The sequence below is a fragment of the Chryseobacterium sp. HNCC26DJ238 genome, assembly GCF_057180465.1.
In genome coordinates this window covers 25,718-40,032 of sequence record NZ_JBXUGI010000020.1, presented here as the reverse complement: position 1 = coordinate 40,032, position 14,315 = coordinate 25,718, and the positions used below count along the sequence as shown (strand labels likewise).

At 33.8% G+C, this 14,315-nt stretch carries 12 protein-coding genes; 8 read left to right on the top strand and 4 right to left on the bottom strand.

Annotated elements, in window-relative coordinates; translation table 11 throughout:
- Positions 1-111: 111 nt before the first annotated feature.
- Both AC2A07_RS17300 and AC2A07_RS17295 read right to left on the bottom strand, forming a co-directional pair.
- The gene (locus tag AC2A07_RS17300) at positions 112-681 is read right to left on the bottom strand and encodes a hypothetical protein (RefSeq protein WP_314491639.1); all 570 of its coding nucleotides are present in this window, start codon (positions 679-681) and stop codon (positions 112-114) included.
- Between the two features lie 358 nt (positions 682-1,039).
- A complete protein-coding gene (locus AC2A07_RS17295; protein ID WP_484051414.1) occupies positions 1,040-2,008 on the bottom strand; it encodes an alpha/beta fold hydrolase in 969 nt (322 codons plus the stop codon).
- Between the two features lie 82 nt (positions 2,009-2,090).
- Here AC2A07_RS17295 and AC2A07_RS17290 point away from each other — a divergent pair, with 82 nt between their 5' ends.
- The 3 genes from AC2A07_RS17290 (at position 2,091) to AC2A07_RS17280 (ending at position 5,168) form a co-directional block, all read left to right on the top strand.
- A complete protein-coding gene (locus AC2A07_RS17290) occupies positions 2,091-2,966 on the top strand; it encodes a LysR family transcriptional regulator (RefSeq protein WP_484051413.1) in 876 nt (291 codons plus the stop codon).
- Positions 2,967-3,037: 71 nt separating this feature from the next.
- Positions 3,038-3,283 (top strand): hypothetical protein, encoded by a 246-nt coding sequence (locus AC2A07_RS17285; protein WP_484051412.1) that lies wholly within the window; start codon positions 3,038-3,040, stop codon positions 3,281-3,283.
- 196 nt (positions 3,284-3,479) lie between these two features.
- Positions 3,480-5,168, top strand: a complete 1,689-nt coding sequence (locus tag AC2A07_RS17280; RefSeq protein ID WP_484051411.1) for an NUMOD4 domain-containing protein — start codon at positions 3,480-3,482, stop codon at positions 5,166-5,168.
- Positions 5,169-6,600: 1,432 nt separating this feature from the next.
- On the opposite strand, the gene AC2A07_RS17275 is transcribed toward AC2A07_RS17280, so the two are convergent.
- Together AC2A07_RS17275 and AC2A07_RS17270 are read right to left on the bottom strand one after the other, a co-directional pair.
- Positions 6,601-7,482, bottom strand: a complete 882-nt coding sequence (locus AC2A07_RS17275) for an NmrA family NAD(P)-binding protein (protein WP_484051410.1) — start codon at positions 7,480-7,482, stop codon at positions 6,601-6,603.
- A gap of 4 nt (positions 7,483-7,486) precedes the next feature.
- Entirely contained in the window at positions 7,487-7,927 is a 441-nt protein-coding gene (locus AC2A07_RS17270; RefSeq protein ID WP_484051409.1) for a nuclear transport factor 2 family protein, read from the bottom strand.
- Positions 7,928-8,020: 93 nt separating this feature from the next.
- On the opposite strand from AC2A07_RS17270, the gene AC2A07_RS17265 reads away from it, so the two are divergent.
- From AC2A07_RS17265 to AC2A07_RS17245, 5 genes are all read left to right on the top strand, one after another.
- Positions 8,021-8,446, top strand: coding sequence for a winged helix-turn-helix transcriptional regulator (locus tag AC2A07_RS17265; protein WP_484051408.1), 426 nt, complete (start codon positions 8,021-8,023; stop codon positions 8,444-8,446).
- Between the two features lie 448 nt (positions 8,447-8,894).
- The gene (locus AC2A07_RS17260; RefSeq protein ID WP_484051407.1) at positions 8,895-9,731 is read left to right on the top strand and encodes a phosphatase PAP2 family protein; all 837 of its coding nucleotides are present in this window, start codon (positions 8,895-8,897) and stop codon (positions 9,729-9,731) included.
- Positions 9,732-9,759: 28 nt separating this feature from the next.
- Positions 9,760-10,761 carry an acyl-CoA thioester hydrolase/BAAT C-terminal domain-containing protein gene (locus AC2A07_RS17255; RefSeq protein ID WP_484051406.1) on the top strand — a complete coding sequence of 334 codons (1,002 nt, stop codon included), beginning with the start codon at positions 9,760-9,762 and terminating at the stop codon, positions 10,759-10,761.
- A 1,144-nt stretch (positions 10,762-11,905) separates the two neighbouring features.
- A complete protein-coding gene (locus AC2A07_RS17250; protein WP_314491613.1) occupies positions 11,906-12,271 on the top strand; it encodes a BlaI/MecI/CopY family transcriptional regulator in 366 nt (121 codons plus the stop codon).
- Position 12,272: 1 nt separating this feature from the next.
- Entirely contained in the window at positions 12,273-14,216 is a 1,944-nt protein-coding gene (locus AC2A07_RS17245) for a M56 family metallopeptidase (protein ID WP_484051405.1), read from the top strand.
- Positions 14,217-14,315: the final 99 nt, after the last annotated feature.

Sequence of the window (14,315 nt, the reverse complement as noted above, 5' to 3'; positions counted from 1 at the left end):
CAGGAGAATTACTTTCGTAGTTCTCCTTTTTTTGTAAAATTTTTCAAAAAAACATAAAAATATCCGCTTAAAAAGCGAATATTTTTATAGTTCAGAAGAAATTAAATTGAATTATTTAACCAGGTTGTCAAAATTCTGAAGCTTAAAGTCGTCAGAATTCAACTGCTCAAAATAAGTTGATTTGTTGTTACCTTTCATTTTTTTTACAGCTCCCACAGCACCTGCGAAATCTTTATCAATTTTTGTCGCTATTTCAGTAGGTTTAAAATCTATTTTGATGCTTTCATCCGCAACGCCAAGATAACCGTTTTTTCTGGTAACATACGTGATGTAATTCTCATAAATTCCCAAAGTATTTCTGAAATACTGGGTATGATAATTCATGCATTTTGTAGCTTTCTTGGATTTGCCTAAAATACAGCTTGCCATATTTCCTTTGTAAAGATCAAATTCCTGAGATACTTTATCGTACTCATTTTTCAAAGCTGCCTTGCCATTGTCTAAAACAGTGGTGTTTCCTTGTGCTTCACTTATCTTTTTAAGGTGTTCTACAACAATAGGAACGGTAGCCTCAATTTTTGATTTTGCTTCGGTCACTGAACCGAAAACCGATGACATCTGAGCCGATGTAACGTTAAAAATAAACAGTAATAAAACAGGTAGTAGATTATATCTTTTCATGAGAAATTTTTAAAGCACTAAAATAAATATATTTTCTCAGTTTAAACAAGCAGATTTTAATTTTATTTAATAAATTTTAACAAATCTACAATGTAAATTGTTCATTTTTGTTTAAATGATGATTTTAAACAATTTTACATCTAATTTTTGCAATTATCCAAACCGAATTCGCTTTCAGTGTATGAAGGCTTTGAGTATCAAAACTTATTATTTGCATCTGCATTTTAACATTGGATTCTAAAGATACAGATTGCCTGTTTTTAATCAATATAAAAAATATAATATAGGTATCTTATCGCTGAGAAATTTTTATAAGTTCCCTTTATGTGCTGTAAACTATAAAAACATTGCGCAAAATCTACTTGGGGAGTGAATCTAAAAACGTTAAGATTTCTTCTCCTATTTCTTGAACATGTGTTTCCAAAGCAAAATGGCCGGTATCATAAAATTTTACAGTAGCTTCAGGAATATCTTTTTTATAAGCTTCGGCTCCTGCGGGTAAAAAGAATGGATCATTTTTGCCCCATACAGCTAAAAATTTAGGTTTGTATGTTCTGAAATATTCCTGAAACTTTGGATATAAAGCAACATTAGATTTATAGTCTTTCAACAAATCCAGTTGATTTTCTTTTGAATCCGGGCGATCAAGAAAAAACTGATCAAAAGTGTAAGATTCAGGGGCAATTAAAGTCGGATCAGGTACACCTTCCAAATATTGAAATTTCGTTCCTTCAAAGGTTACAAAAGTGGACCTTAAAGCATCTCTGTTTTCTTTAGTATCCTGTTCCCAATATTTCTGAATAGGATTCCAGCCTGAGCTCAGACCTTCTGCATAGGCATTCCCGTTTTGCGAAATAATTCCTGTTATTTTCTCGGGGTTGGCGAGTGCCAATCTGTAACCCGTAGGTGCTCCATAATCAAAAACATAAACCGCAAAGCGATTTAAACCTAAAGCATCAATAAAATCCTGCATGGTCTTTGCCATATTATCAAAGGTATAGTCGAACTTATTTCTATCCGGCGCATCACTGTATCCAAAACCTGGAAGATCTGGTGCGATAACATGATATTTACCACTCAGAATAGGAATCAGATTTCTAAACATATGGGATGAAGTGGGATATCCGTGTAAAAGTAAAATGGTTGGTGCATCTTTAGAACCTGCTTCACGGTAAAAGATATTCTGGTCGTTAGCTATTATTTTACGGTAGTGAATGAGAGAAGCAGTTTGTTCTGTCTCAATTGTAAGATTTGATTTCGGTTGTGATTTCATAGAATTTGTTAACGTTAAGACCATTATAGCGGTCAGTAATTTAAAAGTGTTCATTTCTTTTTTTGTCAAAATTAAACCTTACATTTGTTCTGTAAAAACGATTTAAAATGATATTATAAATCATAATTAATGATTAATGAATTTAAATGACTTTAAGATATTCGAATCTGTAGCTAATCACGGAAGTTTCACTAAGGCAGCAGAAGCAATGTTTACCGTGCAGTCAAACGTAACAGCCCGTATTAAAAATCTTGAAGAAGAATTTGAAACTGCATTGTTTTCAAGATCTTCCCGAAAGGTAGAATTAACACAGGCAGGAGAAAAATTAATGATTTACAGTAAGAAATTAAATCATCTGGTAGAGGAAGCAAAACAGGCAATCGGTAAAAATGATGTGGTAAAAGGGCAGATCAGGGTTGGTGCTTTAGAAACAATGATGGCTGTAAAGGGTCCTGAGCTGGTCAATGCACTTGCAGATGAATTTCCGTATGTTGACATGGAATTCCGATCCGACACTCGAGAGAATCTTATAAACGAAGTTTTGAATTACAGACTTGATATCGCTTTTATTCCGGCACCAATTGATATCCCGGAACTCGAACAGTTTAAGATTAAAACAGAAGAAATTGTCGCTGTCGTTCCTTCAAACTGCAAAAGTCTGGATAATTTACTGTTACATAATCCGGTTAAAGCGATTGTTTTTGATCAGGGCTGTGTCTACAGAGCAAGGTTAGACTCTTGGTTAGTAAGTAAAGGCATATATAACTATCATAAAACCGAAATGAATTCAATTGAGGGAGTTGTCAATTTTATTGAATCGGGGATCGGGTTCAGTTTTCTGCCAAAAGAGATTATCTCAACTTTTTACAGCAGCCGAAAAATCAAAACATTCGCACTCCCTAAAGAATTGGGGGTGATGACCACCGTTCTGGTTTACAAAAAAGGCATTCCTTTATCACCAGCATTAAAGGCTTTTCTGACTTTGTGTAATCCTAATACTGAACCAATTTAAATCCTTAAAAAAAAGGATTTATTTTGCAGAATCATTTACTTCAGTTAATTTTAATCAAAGTTTATATTTTTATGACGACAAAATTTTTTTCTTTCGCATTTATGTTGTTCGCAGTTACGGTCGTTTTTTCACAGAGCACTTCAAATCCTGAAGTTGCTGATAATGTTACAAAAACCGTTACACAAACGGGAATTAGTCTTGGATCTGTTATTGCAGTAGTTACTTCCTGGGACAGAAATAAATCTCTTTTATGGGCAATCATTCATGGTATTCTGGGTTGGTTATATGTGATCTATTATGCCATTACCAAGCGCTGAAAATCTGTCAGGCGAGCAATAAAATAAATCAGCCAGTCTCAAAACATAAGATAATTAAAAAATTATAAAAAGAGGTATTGTGTTTTCAAAGATGCTTTTTAGACTGGAAGTTTCAGTAGTCGAAGATAAAATTGAAAAATATCTTTTTAAAAAAATATAATTTTGCGGATATTCAAAAACAGACAAAAAAAATTTCATGAATCTACCTTTTGAATTAGAAGATAAATATGTAAAGAAAGTCATTTATAACAGATCATTGAAAAATCTTCCGCAGGAAGAGTGGAAGTCAATTGAAGGGTTTGAGGACTACATGGTATCTAATTACGGACGGGTAAAAAGTCTTGAGCGTAAGCGTTACACAGTATCGGGTAAAGAATATATATTACCTGAAAGAGTTTTGACGCTGATTGCTATAAAACATTTTAACAGTTATCTTCAGGACAATGTTTATAATATACAGTGTAGATTATCGGTGGAGGGAAAGGCGTACAATAAATCGGTAGCACGTTTAGTCTATTATCATTTTATTGAAAAAATCAATTGGGAAGACCGTACTGTTGTCATGGGCTTTAAAGATAATAACAGATTTCATTTACATATAAGCAATTTAGAGAAAATTTCTGCCCATGAAAAGAATCTCAGAGTATATCGGTTTGACAGAAGCAAAAATTTACATATTGAATACTTAAAACCGATCAGTCAGTATACTGCTGAAGGTGATTTTGTAGCTGATTTCGAAAATTTTTATGCTGCAGACAAAGCACTTGGAGTTGGTCTGGAGAATATTCTGAAGGTCATTAATAAGGAAAATTTAACTGCCGGATCATTCCGGTGGTTTTTACAAAGTGATCCTCCTGAAGAAAAAGATTTTCTCATCCATGAAAAATATAATACTTCAGGAAGACTGCTTAATGATATTCTTTGGAAAAGGTTAGGAAAGCCTGCCATTAATCAAAAAAAGCCACCTCCCGTGATGAACCTGTCAATCAAAAGCCTTTTTAAAGAACGGTGGAAACCAATAGATATTCCGGAACTCAAAAGTAAGTTTGCTATTTCAGACAGAGGCAGAATAAAACGGTTGGCAGGCTGGAATTCTGACAGCAGAAGAAGGTTTTTAAAAGAGATGATTTTTCCCCTGTCTGTAGAATTTAACAGTCATACAAACTATTTTCTCTGTTGCGAACTTCACGATAATGAAAAAAAAGTATCCGTATCAGTTTTCCGACTGCTTTATTATTACTTTGTAAAAGAGTTTGATCTAAACGATGAAACCCTTATTGTAACCAATGTAAATGAACCGAAATGGAATATTGATCTTTCAAAGCTGTCGTTGCAAAGAACAAACAGTGAATCTTTAAAAGAAACCAATGACCGCAATTTATTGGTTTTAAATAAAATGCTGGTACTCCTAAATTCGGGAGAAAAATTTAATGAAGCGCTTTGGAAAAGACTGGGGAGCCCCAGGTTAAATAAAAGAAATCCGCCAGCTGTCATGAATCTTTCAATGAAAAACCTTCCGAATGAGATTTGGGTGCCGATACCTGATTTTGAAGATAAATATGCAATTTCAAATGCCGGAAGAGTAAAACGTCTGAGTGGATGGAGTTTTGGTGCTCAATTATTTGGAGAAGAACAGATTATGCCTCTAAGTGTAAATAAGGAAAACGAAGCTCACCATCTCTATTTCAGATTGCATCGGAAGGTATGCACAAATCAAATGATCCTTATTCGTTTCCTTTATTATTGCTTTGTAGAAAATTTTGATTTGAAAGACAGAAGCTTGCAGGTCGTTAATCAAAATGAGTCGCTGTGGGATATCAATTTATCAAAGCTTTTCTTATCCTCTATTAAAGAGATACGTTCTAAAAAGGCCGGTAAAAAATAACTAGTTTCAAAAAAAAACGCAGAATCAAAATTATGATATGGAGATTATAACTGAAGCGAAGGAAATCTATGATCAATTATATCGACGTTAATATTGTATACGATATGGAGAAACTGATATAGACCAGCATCTGCCTGACAAAAAAGCGATCATCGACGGAGAATCAGTATTATTTGAGGCCTGATGAATAAACTGCAAATCAGATTAAAAGATTTCAAAACGAAATGCGAACCATCGATAACGGCAACACTTTCATCCCGAACTGATCTGGATTACTTTCCTGTCTGTCAGTACAGCATACGTTAGTTTTACTCTGACAAAATTGATCCCGAACAGTATTCAAAGATCATCAGCAGAATCAAAAGAAAATTTCAATAAGCTAGTGCAGTAATGATACAGGGTTTTGATGTAAATGGAAATTTACAGCTCATGAGAGGAAAATATATAGAAGGCTTTAGATTCAAGGTACACACTGAAAACAGTACATTTCACGGTAATACGGTTTATGCAATTTCTAAAAGATTCCCAATCGTATGATGAAATAATTAAAAAAACAGAAATCATTATTTCGGTTCTTTTGAGACTGCAGAATTAGCTTTTATATCATAATTGGTATCAAAGTAAAGAGACACTTCAGGTTCTTAAAACGGTAAAATTGCATTCAACGGATTGATGATAATAACTTTTGTATAAAAAACAAATAATCTGGAAGAGAGAGATTGTTATAATTTAAAATAGCTATCATAAGCAATCTCAAGAAATAATAATTTGTTTCTGCAGATATTTGCAATACTACCAGTTTCACTGTAAATACTAATTTCTTTTTTTAGATTTCCGGTTAATTATCCAGGCGACTGAACATATTACCGTCCCCGGAATGACTGCGTAAATCGGAAGCCAGACAAAAAGTAAACCACTGGTAGAAGATTTTGAAGCAAGATTATTAATATCAAAATGCCACATAATCTGTGCTGTTAGCGGAAATACCAGCAAGATTAATATGGAGAGAATATAGCATGTAAAAAGTGCTGTTTGTGAGGGCTTACTTTTATTAAAAACTTTCAGTTGAAAAAGGTAAAAAACAACCGTAGGAACTAATTGATATAAAGCAAAATAATTAAAACCCAAGATCAAAAAAGCCACAACGGCGCATAACAGACATATAAAAAATGCAGTTGTATTGTTCATCATCAAATATAAATAAATATTTTGATAAGCTGATCTTAAAACTTCCTGATAAAAAAAGCATCTACAGTTTAACGTTTAGGAACTGCATATTTCGCTATGTCCTGATTTTTCAGGAACTATTTAACTGAAAAATTAATACAAAACCGACGTCAAATAAAAATGTACCAAAAACCGAAGCAAAATAGTGTTGTTTCGGCGTAATTAATTATATTTTAGCAATAATTGATACAGGATTCTACAACTCTTACATTAAAGGTAAAAGTTTTTGTCTTGAAAACTGTTCGAAATCTATCGTAGTTGAAACTTCCGGCGTACGGGGTGTTGCATATGCACCATCCGGATCTCCCAAAGCTTTATACAGATCCACTAATTCCTGTTGTATTTTGCCTGTAATTCCCAACGTGCTGAGTTGACTTTTTAATTCATCAAAAGATTGCTGTACATACTCAATGGGTTTATTTGTCAAAGCTGTCAGCCGTGATGCCACTTCCTCCAAAGTAATATTTTCAGGACCCATCAGATTGAGCTTCCAATGTCCGGCCCAGGTTTCATCCAACAGGTAGCGGGCTGCGGCATCACCAATGTCATCCGTACTGATAAACGGAATATCGTGTCTACGGTCGAAAGGAAAGCTGAATTTCCCATTTTGGCTGATTTCCTGTGCCTGTTGTAAAAAATTTTCCATAAAGTAACCTGGCCGTAATGCCAATACGTTAGTATTAAGATTATCAAAAGCAATTTCCATGGAAGCACAATAGCTGACAGTTCCAAGGTTTGCGGCCGTTGAAGCTCCAAGGGATGAGATAAGAACAACTCTTTTGATTTTATTTTCATTCACGGCTGCAATAGAGGCATTTGTAACCTTCTGATACCATTCTTTTAAACTGGGAGCGCCGGGAACAGGTGGGACTAGCAGGAATAGTGCATCTGCATCTTTAGTTGCTTTAATCATCTGCTCATTATTGCTGATATCTGCAACTGTCGGCACTGCATTGATAATATTTAATTTGGTTAATCTTTCATGGTTTTGACCTAGCAAGACTGTTTCGGCTCCTTTCAGTGCAATTTGCTGCGCTACTCTCTGACCAATATTTCCTGTTGCGGCGGCAACTGCTATTTTCTTCATAAGACTACTTTAAGGGGTTGTCAATGATATAGTGAGCCTTTTCTTTTTCCATAAGTGACTGTAAAACGGGTAAGACATTCCAATATTCCTTATAGAAACTGAATTTTCCATTTTCTAATTTAAAATTCACGACGTAATTCTGCTTATACAGTGCGCCTGTTTCCGGGACTGTTGTCTCGCCTTGAAACTCACCCCAATACCAATCGGGTTCTGCTGACGCGCTTACTTTAATGCAGGTGAAAAGGATATCAGGCATACGTCCTAAAATAGTATTCAGGTGTTTACTGTAATCATTTCTTGTCATCTCATACGGAAGACCCAGAACCTTTGCATAGGGATACTCAACTGTTGATTCCGGAGTAAATAATTGTAACACGGTCTCTGTATCTTTATTAAATGCATTCAGCAAATTCTTCAAAATTTTATAACCTTCTGTTTTTTCCATTGTAATTATCTTTTATGAGTACCAAATTTATATTGATTTCTATATATTTGCAAGTAGGCACCCTAAAGTGCTGTAAGCACTTAAAAGTTAGAAATGGACTCAATGATTGATAAGCACATAGAACAGGGTAATAATTATTTTAAACTGCGGCAGGCATTGCTGTTAAAATCCAATCTGGATGAAAGTTGTATTCTTCATCAGTCTTTAACATTAATTGCCAATAAATGGACTTTACTTGTTTTAATGGCATTAATGCAGGGAACCAAACGTAATAGTGAACTGCAAAAGCAGATTAACGGAATATCACCCAAAATGCTTACCCAGACTCTTAAAACATTAGTTGGCTATGGAATGGTAACACGAAAAGCATTTCCGGAGGTGCCGCCAAGAGTTGAATATAAACTGACTGAATTTGGTAAAAGTACAGCAAATCCAATAATGGCCTTGCTTGAGTGGTCGGTATCCTGGGAGATTCAATTGACAAAGTTATATAAAGAAGCAACCCTTCCAAAAAAGTAGGTGCTTTGAAACTATAGTTTATAACTGCAGATGAATGGTTGATGCAATTTTCAATTTTTAACCCTTTTGTCTAAAAGTCAGTATATCCCAATTTGAAATCACCTTCTATATCAGACAGCAGCACTCCGCTGACAAATTTTATATTGCAATCTCAGCAGAAGACAAAGTCAGAAATATGAAAAGCGAAAGTTTTAAACTTAAAAAGTATGTAAATAATCTTGAATTTTAATCTGAAACTGAGATAGCATATAACTGAAATATATAAAAAAAAGTAAAAGGATACCACATCATCGTACTTTACTTCTAACCGATCAAAAATTTATTTTGAATGGTTTGTAATTTGATACCTTATTACAATTTTGAATTGTTGAATTATAAACGTGAGATATGCTGATAAACAGAAATTTTATACTGATTTATGATGCTGAATTATTAAGTATTTAAGTAAATGACTGAAAAGAAATTGAAAATCCGGCAGCAGGCCTTCGCATTAACGCTCTGTACTTTTGTATTCATAGCTGTATACAATTTTTCAACCTGGTATGCTTCTTCTCTGCACAGTGTACCGTCATTCACCTTTGACTTCGAAAAAAATATTCCATTTATGCCTTTGTCGATCATTCCTTATATGGCAAGCGGAGTATTTTTTTGTCTGGTGTTTTTTGTATGCAGAAATAGATACCAACTAAAAATATTGACATGGAGAATGCTTTTTGTAATTATTACAGCAGGAATATTTTTCATTACAGTTCCTTTGCAATATTCATTTACAAAACCGGAAGTTTCCAGCAGTATACTAAATTTGCCGTTTTATTTTTTGAAAGCAGTAGATTCTCCGTTCAACCAATCCCCCTCACTGCATATCACTTTTGCATTTATATTCTGGTCAGTATTCAGAGATCTTTCGAGATGGCGCATATTCTCAATGATCTGGCTGATTCTTATAGGGTGTTCAACATTAACTACGTATCAGCATCATTCTATAGATATTTTAAGCGGAGCCATTCTTGCACATATCAGTTTTATCATCATTCCTTATCGTAAAAATGATCCGGAATATCAGAATTTAAGGTTCGCAAATTACTGTTTTCTGGCAGGTTGGATTTTAATTTCATCTGCGCTACTGATTAATCAATACATCGGTATTGAGGGATTGTTACTTTTCTTACCTGCATTGGTAACTTTTGGTATCGGTTATCAGTATCAAAAAAATGGAAGTATATTCTCTCTGTGTGTTGTAACAGCAAAACAGAATATTCGCCAATCCACCAAAATTGATAACTAAACCTCAAAAATTAATATTAAATAAAACCATGAAGCACATCTCCTATATTATTTTCTTTTTTTTTGGCAATATTGTTTTGGGACAAACAGGACATTTTAATCACTATACCATACATGATCATAAACTGAAAACCATTCAGATTCATCTCGTAAGTTCTGACAGTACAGCTAAAAAGCCACTGTTAGTTTATCTGGATGGCTCCGGGAATTTCCCTATTTATTATAAAAAGAAGTCTGGAGCTTACTCTACTTCAATCCCGCTGGATATAAAGAAATATGCGGAATCTTTTCATATTCTGCTTATCAGCAAGCCGGGAATACCTTTTAAAGATTCCTTGCAGACCTCACCATCCGGAAGGCGTTTTTATCCCGAAAAGGAAGCTTATACAAATTTATACAGTTTGGATTGGAGAGTTGGCGCAACGGCAAAAGCAATCAACTTTATCACCAAAAGGATTTCTGTTGACAAAAGGAAAATTGTTGTAATGGGTTATTCGGAAGGCTCTCAGGTAGCACCACGTGTAGCGGTTATCAATAGGAAAGTAACCCATGTCGTTTCAATAGTAGGGAATGCGATGCCACAGTTCTATGATTTTTTAACCAACGTGAGGATGGATATCGAAAGAAATAAATTATCTTCTGCAGAAGGGCAGAAGGTTATTGACTCACTTTACACAGAGTTTGATAAGATACTTGCTGATCCTCTGTCCGTAAAGAAGAAATGGTATGGTGAAACATATCTAAAATGGAGCAGTTTTAATAAAACATCTCCTCTTGAAAATATGCTTAAATTAAATATTCCCATCCTTTATATTGCAGCAGGAAAAGACAGTAATCAACCTATATTTGGAATGGATTATGCCAAACTTGAATTTATACGGAGAAGAAAAAATAATCTTACCTATAAAGTTTATCCGGACAGTAATCACTATTTTCAGGATCAGCCTGCTGATGTTAAAAGTCCCAAAACTGACCGGATTGATGAAATTCATCAGTTTGCAATAGATTGGGTCAATGCAAATCCAAAGTAATTGATGCATGAGCTTACAATGTAGAAGAGGATTAAAGCAATTGAAAGTAATTGGATATCATCAAATCTATTAAATTTAATTTTTTATTCGCCGGCATTCTGCTTCTTTCGATTATGCGAGATCTGTACGATCTGCAGTAAAGGATTTTAGGAAATAGTGCCATAGTAGAGCAGAAGGATCATTTGCAATGGATGCCAAAATAATGACTGATGTCCTGTACAGAAAAATCAGATATCTAAATTTTACACATCAGCTCTTACATTTAAAATATGTAATTCATTAGTTTATTTAATAGCAGGACTGTAGAAGACAAAAAACAATATCTAAATAAGATTCAAAAACGGGAACCTTAAAAACGAAATAAGGATGCTGATTTGAGCAATGCATTTAAAACTTTACAGCATGATATGATCAGCAACTAAAAGATTTGTTGAAGGCCAAATGAAAAATAGCTCAGATAGGATAATGCTGATATTGGCATGGATACTTTGGTTATCGGAAAACTTCGCATAAACCTGTTCAGCAGATTAACTTGGTATGCAGGTTCAGTGATAAAGACTTCCCTAATTCGAACGTTCTGTAAAGTATTGCAGATGTAATGATCGTGAGAGATACATTAAGAGTTGTTACCGGGAACCAAACCGGTTTTAGAAACATATGATCAATACTTGGGATGAAGCCTAGTCAAATTAAGATAAAAGACAATATATATTATTTTTCGAATTGCATCCAGTTATTGAAAAAACAGCAGGTTTTGTAAAAGTTGGTTCGAAATTCTAAATGAATTATCGATGACTTAAAAATCTTTTAAATATAGGAAAGTAGAATTTTTCTCTCAAATACTTTTTCAATAAACCAGTAAATTTAAATGTTCTCAAAAAACAGTAGGTGACTGATAAAACAGCAAAATTTGTTGTTAGAGTACTGTTAGATAAATACAATAAAATTAAGTTGAATAATTACATACCTAAAATGATTAAAATATATTTTATATAAAATTAATGCATTGTAAGTCAATGAATTAAGTATTAATGTCTAATTATCACTAAAAAAATAGTTGTCAGATTCAATTTAATTTCTACATTTGTATAACTAATTTATTAGTGATATGGTAATTCTTTACCAACGAACATAACAGAACAATATGAAGATTCAAAACTTAACAAAGGCAGAGGAACAGGTAATGCAGTATGTATGGAAAATTGAAAAAGGTTTTCTGAAGGATGTCCTTGACCTTTTTCCTGAACCGAAACCACACACCAATACGGTGTCTACCATTTTAAAAGTTCTGAAAGATAAAGAGTTTGTTGACTATCATGTATATGGAAGACAGCACGAATATTTTCCGTTGGTTTCCAAAGAACAGTATTCGGGGAAGACAATGAAAAGTCTGGTAAAAAATTATTTCAAAGGATCCTATAAAAGTGCCGTTTCATTTTTAGTTGAAAAAAATGAAATGAGCGTTGAAGATCTGGAAATGTTATTGAACGAACTCAAAAAGAAAGACTGATATGGAAGCGCTGATTTTATATTTCGGAAAAGTCATCATCTGCTCAGGTGTAATGTTTTTGTACTATCAGTTGTCTTTAAAAGACAGGACATTCCATCACTACAACAGGTTTTATCTTTTGATGGCAATGGTGATCTCGTTATTGCTTCCTCTTTTAAAAATAGAAGATTTTACCATTGAGGTCAGCAATAATGTTTATGTACTACTCAGTAAATTACAGAATTTAAATTCAGATAAAACAGCAGAATATGATAACTTTTATTTTAGAATTATTTTTTCAGCTCTGGGATTGGTGTCTTTCTATTTTTTAGGAAAACTGACCTACGGAATCTTTAAAATCAGACAGTTCAAAAATCAGTTTCAAAAAGAGACTTATGAAGGTGTGAATTTTTATCAGACTAACCTTTCAGAAGCTCCTTTTTCCTATTTCAAAAATCTTTTCTGGAAGAATACGATTATTATCAATTCTGATATCGGTAAACAGATTTTAAAGCATGAAATGGTTCATATCGAACAGAAGCACTCTTATGATAAAATTTTTATCGAAATAATCACCGCTGTTTTCTGGTTCAATCCATTCTTTCATATCATTAAAAAAGAAATAAGCTTAATTCACGAATACCTGGCTGATAAAAAAGCCGTAAAACAATCGGACACCAAAGCATTTGCGCAGATGCTGTTAGCCAGTCACTTTTCCGGAAATGAGTTACCGGCGACCAGTCCGTTTCTAAGTTCAAACCTGAAAAAAAGACTCAAAATGTTACAAAAACCACAAACCAAATTCGGATATGCGCGCAGGATTTTCGCATTACCTGTCTTATTTACTGTTGCGTTCGCTTACATGGTCAATGCAAAAAACAGAGAAATTACTGAAACCAATATTGAAATAGAAAAAGCTGTTTATGATATTAAAAAAGATACCGTAACCCCTCAAAATAATATTGATCAGATCATAGAAAGACAGCAGTCCAAAATTTCAAAAGCAAATGAAGAGCTCAAAATCCAGTCTGAAAAGCTGAAGACACTCAGCGAAAAATCAAAAGAAAAAGCTGAAGAACTTAAGAAAATTGCTAAAGAACAGGGAGATAAAAGCTATGAATTTGAACTCAAAGCGCAAGAATTGAAGCAGCTGTCCGGTGAAATGGATAAAGTGATCAATAAGGATCTTGTCTACAATTTAGATATGGAAAGTGTTGAAAAAATTCAAAACAGAATTTCAATGCACCACCCAAAATTAAAACTGGAAAATATTCAACTTAAAAGAGTTTTTGCTGATGGTGATAATTACAGAATTAAGATGAACGGAAAAGAGCTTAGTCTTAACGAAGTATTTGATACCAGGGAATTCAAAGAGAATTCGGGAATGACAGACGTGAAGATCAAAGCATTGAAAGAAAAACTCAAAACAGGTGAAGGTATAGTAACTACTTTTAACACTAAAGATGTATCTGTAAACAGCGATTTTCCAAAATTGAAATTAAATTCTTATTTGAATGACACTTCTAAACTTTCGAAAAAAGAAATTCGGAGACTTGAGAAATTGTCCAGAGAAAAAGCTGAGCTCACAAAAAAACAGGCTGAAATAGCCAGGAAAAAAGCAGAGATCACCAAAGAACAGATAAAAATGCAGGGAAATCCGTGGATTATTTCTGTAAATGCGCATGCCAGGCCCGACGTTACCTATACAGGCGTATCAACCTTTATTGACTCTGATAAACTTAATGATAAAGCAGTTATTATTGCGAGGTCAGGTAAGGCAGATCGTTTAAAAAATCTTGAAAAGTACACCTCTGAAGATAATATACGAATTTTTATCAATGGAAAATCAGCTACCAAAAATGAGATGGATCAACTTAAATCCAGTAATATCTCATCCATCAATGTCAATAAGTCAAATACGGACGGAAAGAACTCCGGTGAAATTTATATAAAAACGAAAGAATAAGTAATAAGCACTTAGGTCTGTTCTTTAAAGATCATGCTTAACGGAAACTTTACGCAGCTGCCTGATTATTGAGCATACGGTAAGATGTTCAGTCTTTAA

Bases quoted from the DNA above. Each gene is read 5' to 3' on its own strand.
- AC2A07_RS17300 (WP_314491639.1), bottom strand. From the start codon at position 681: ATGAAAAGATATAATCTACTACCTGTTTTATTACTGTTTATTTTTAAC.
- AC2A07_RS17295 (WP_484051414.1), bottom strand. From the start codon at position 2,008: ATGAACACTTTTAAATTACTGACCGCTATAATGGTCTTAACGTTAACA.
- AC2A07_RS17290 (WP_484051413.1), top strand. From the start codon at position 2,091: ATGAATTTAAATGACTTTAAGATATTCGAATCTGTAGCTAATCACGGA.
- AC2A07_RS17285 (WP_484051412.1), top strand. From the start codon at position 3,038: ATGACGACAAAATTTTTTTCTTTCGCATTTATGTTGTTCGCAGTTACG.
- AC2A07_RS17280 (WP_484051411.1), top strand. From the start codon at position 3,480: ATGAATCTACCTTTTGAATTAGAAGATAAATATGTAAAGAAAGTCATT.
- AC2A07_RS17275 (WP_484051410.1), bottom strand. From the start codon at position 7,482: ATGAAGAAAATAGCAGTTGCCGCCGCAACAGGAAATATTGGTCAGAGA.
- AC2A07_RS17270 (WP_484051409.1), bottom strand. From the start codon at position 7,927: ATGGAAAAAACAGAAGGTTATAAAATTTTGAAGAATTTGCTGAATGCA.
- AC2A07_RS17265 (WP_484051408.1), top strand. From the start codon at position 8,021: ATGGACTCAATGATTGATAAGCACATAGAACAGGGTAATAATTATTTT.
- AC2A07_RS17260 (WP_484051407.1), top strand. From the start codon at position 8,895: ATGACTGAAAAGAAATTGAAAATCCGGCAGCAGGCCTTCGCATTAACG.
- AC2A07_RS17255 (WP_484051406.1), top strand. From the start codon at position 9,760: ATGAAGCACATCTCCTATATTATTTTCTTTTTTTTTGGCAATATTGTT.
- AC2A07_RS17250 (WP_314491613.1), top strand. From the start codon at position 11,906: ATGAAGATTCAAAACTTAACAAAGGCAGAGGAACAGGTAATGCAGTAT.
- AC2A07_RS17245 (WP_484051405.1), top strand. From the start codon at position 12,273: ATGGAAGCGCTGATTTTATATTTCGGAAAAGTCATCATCTGCTCAGGT.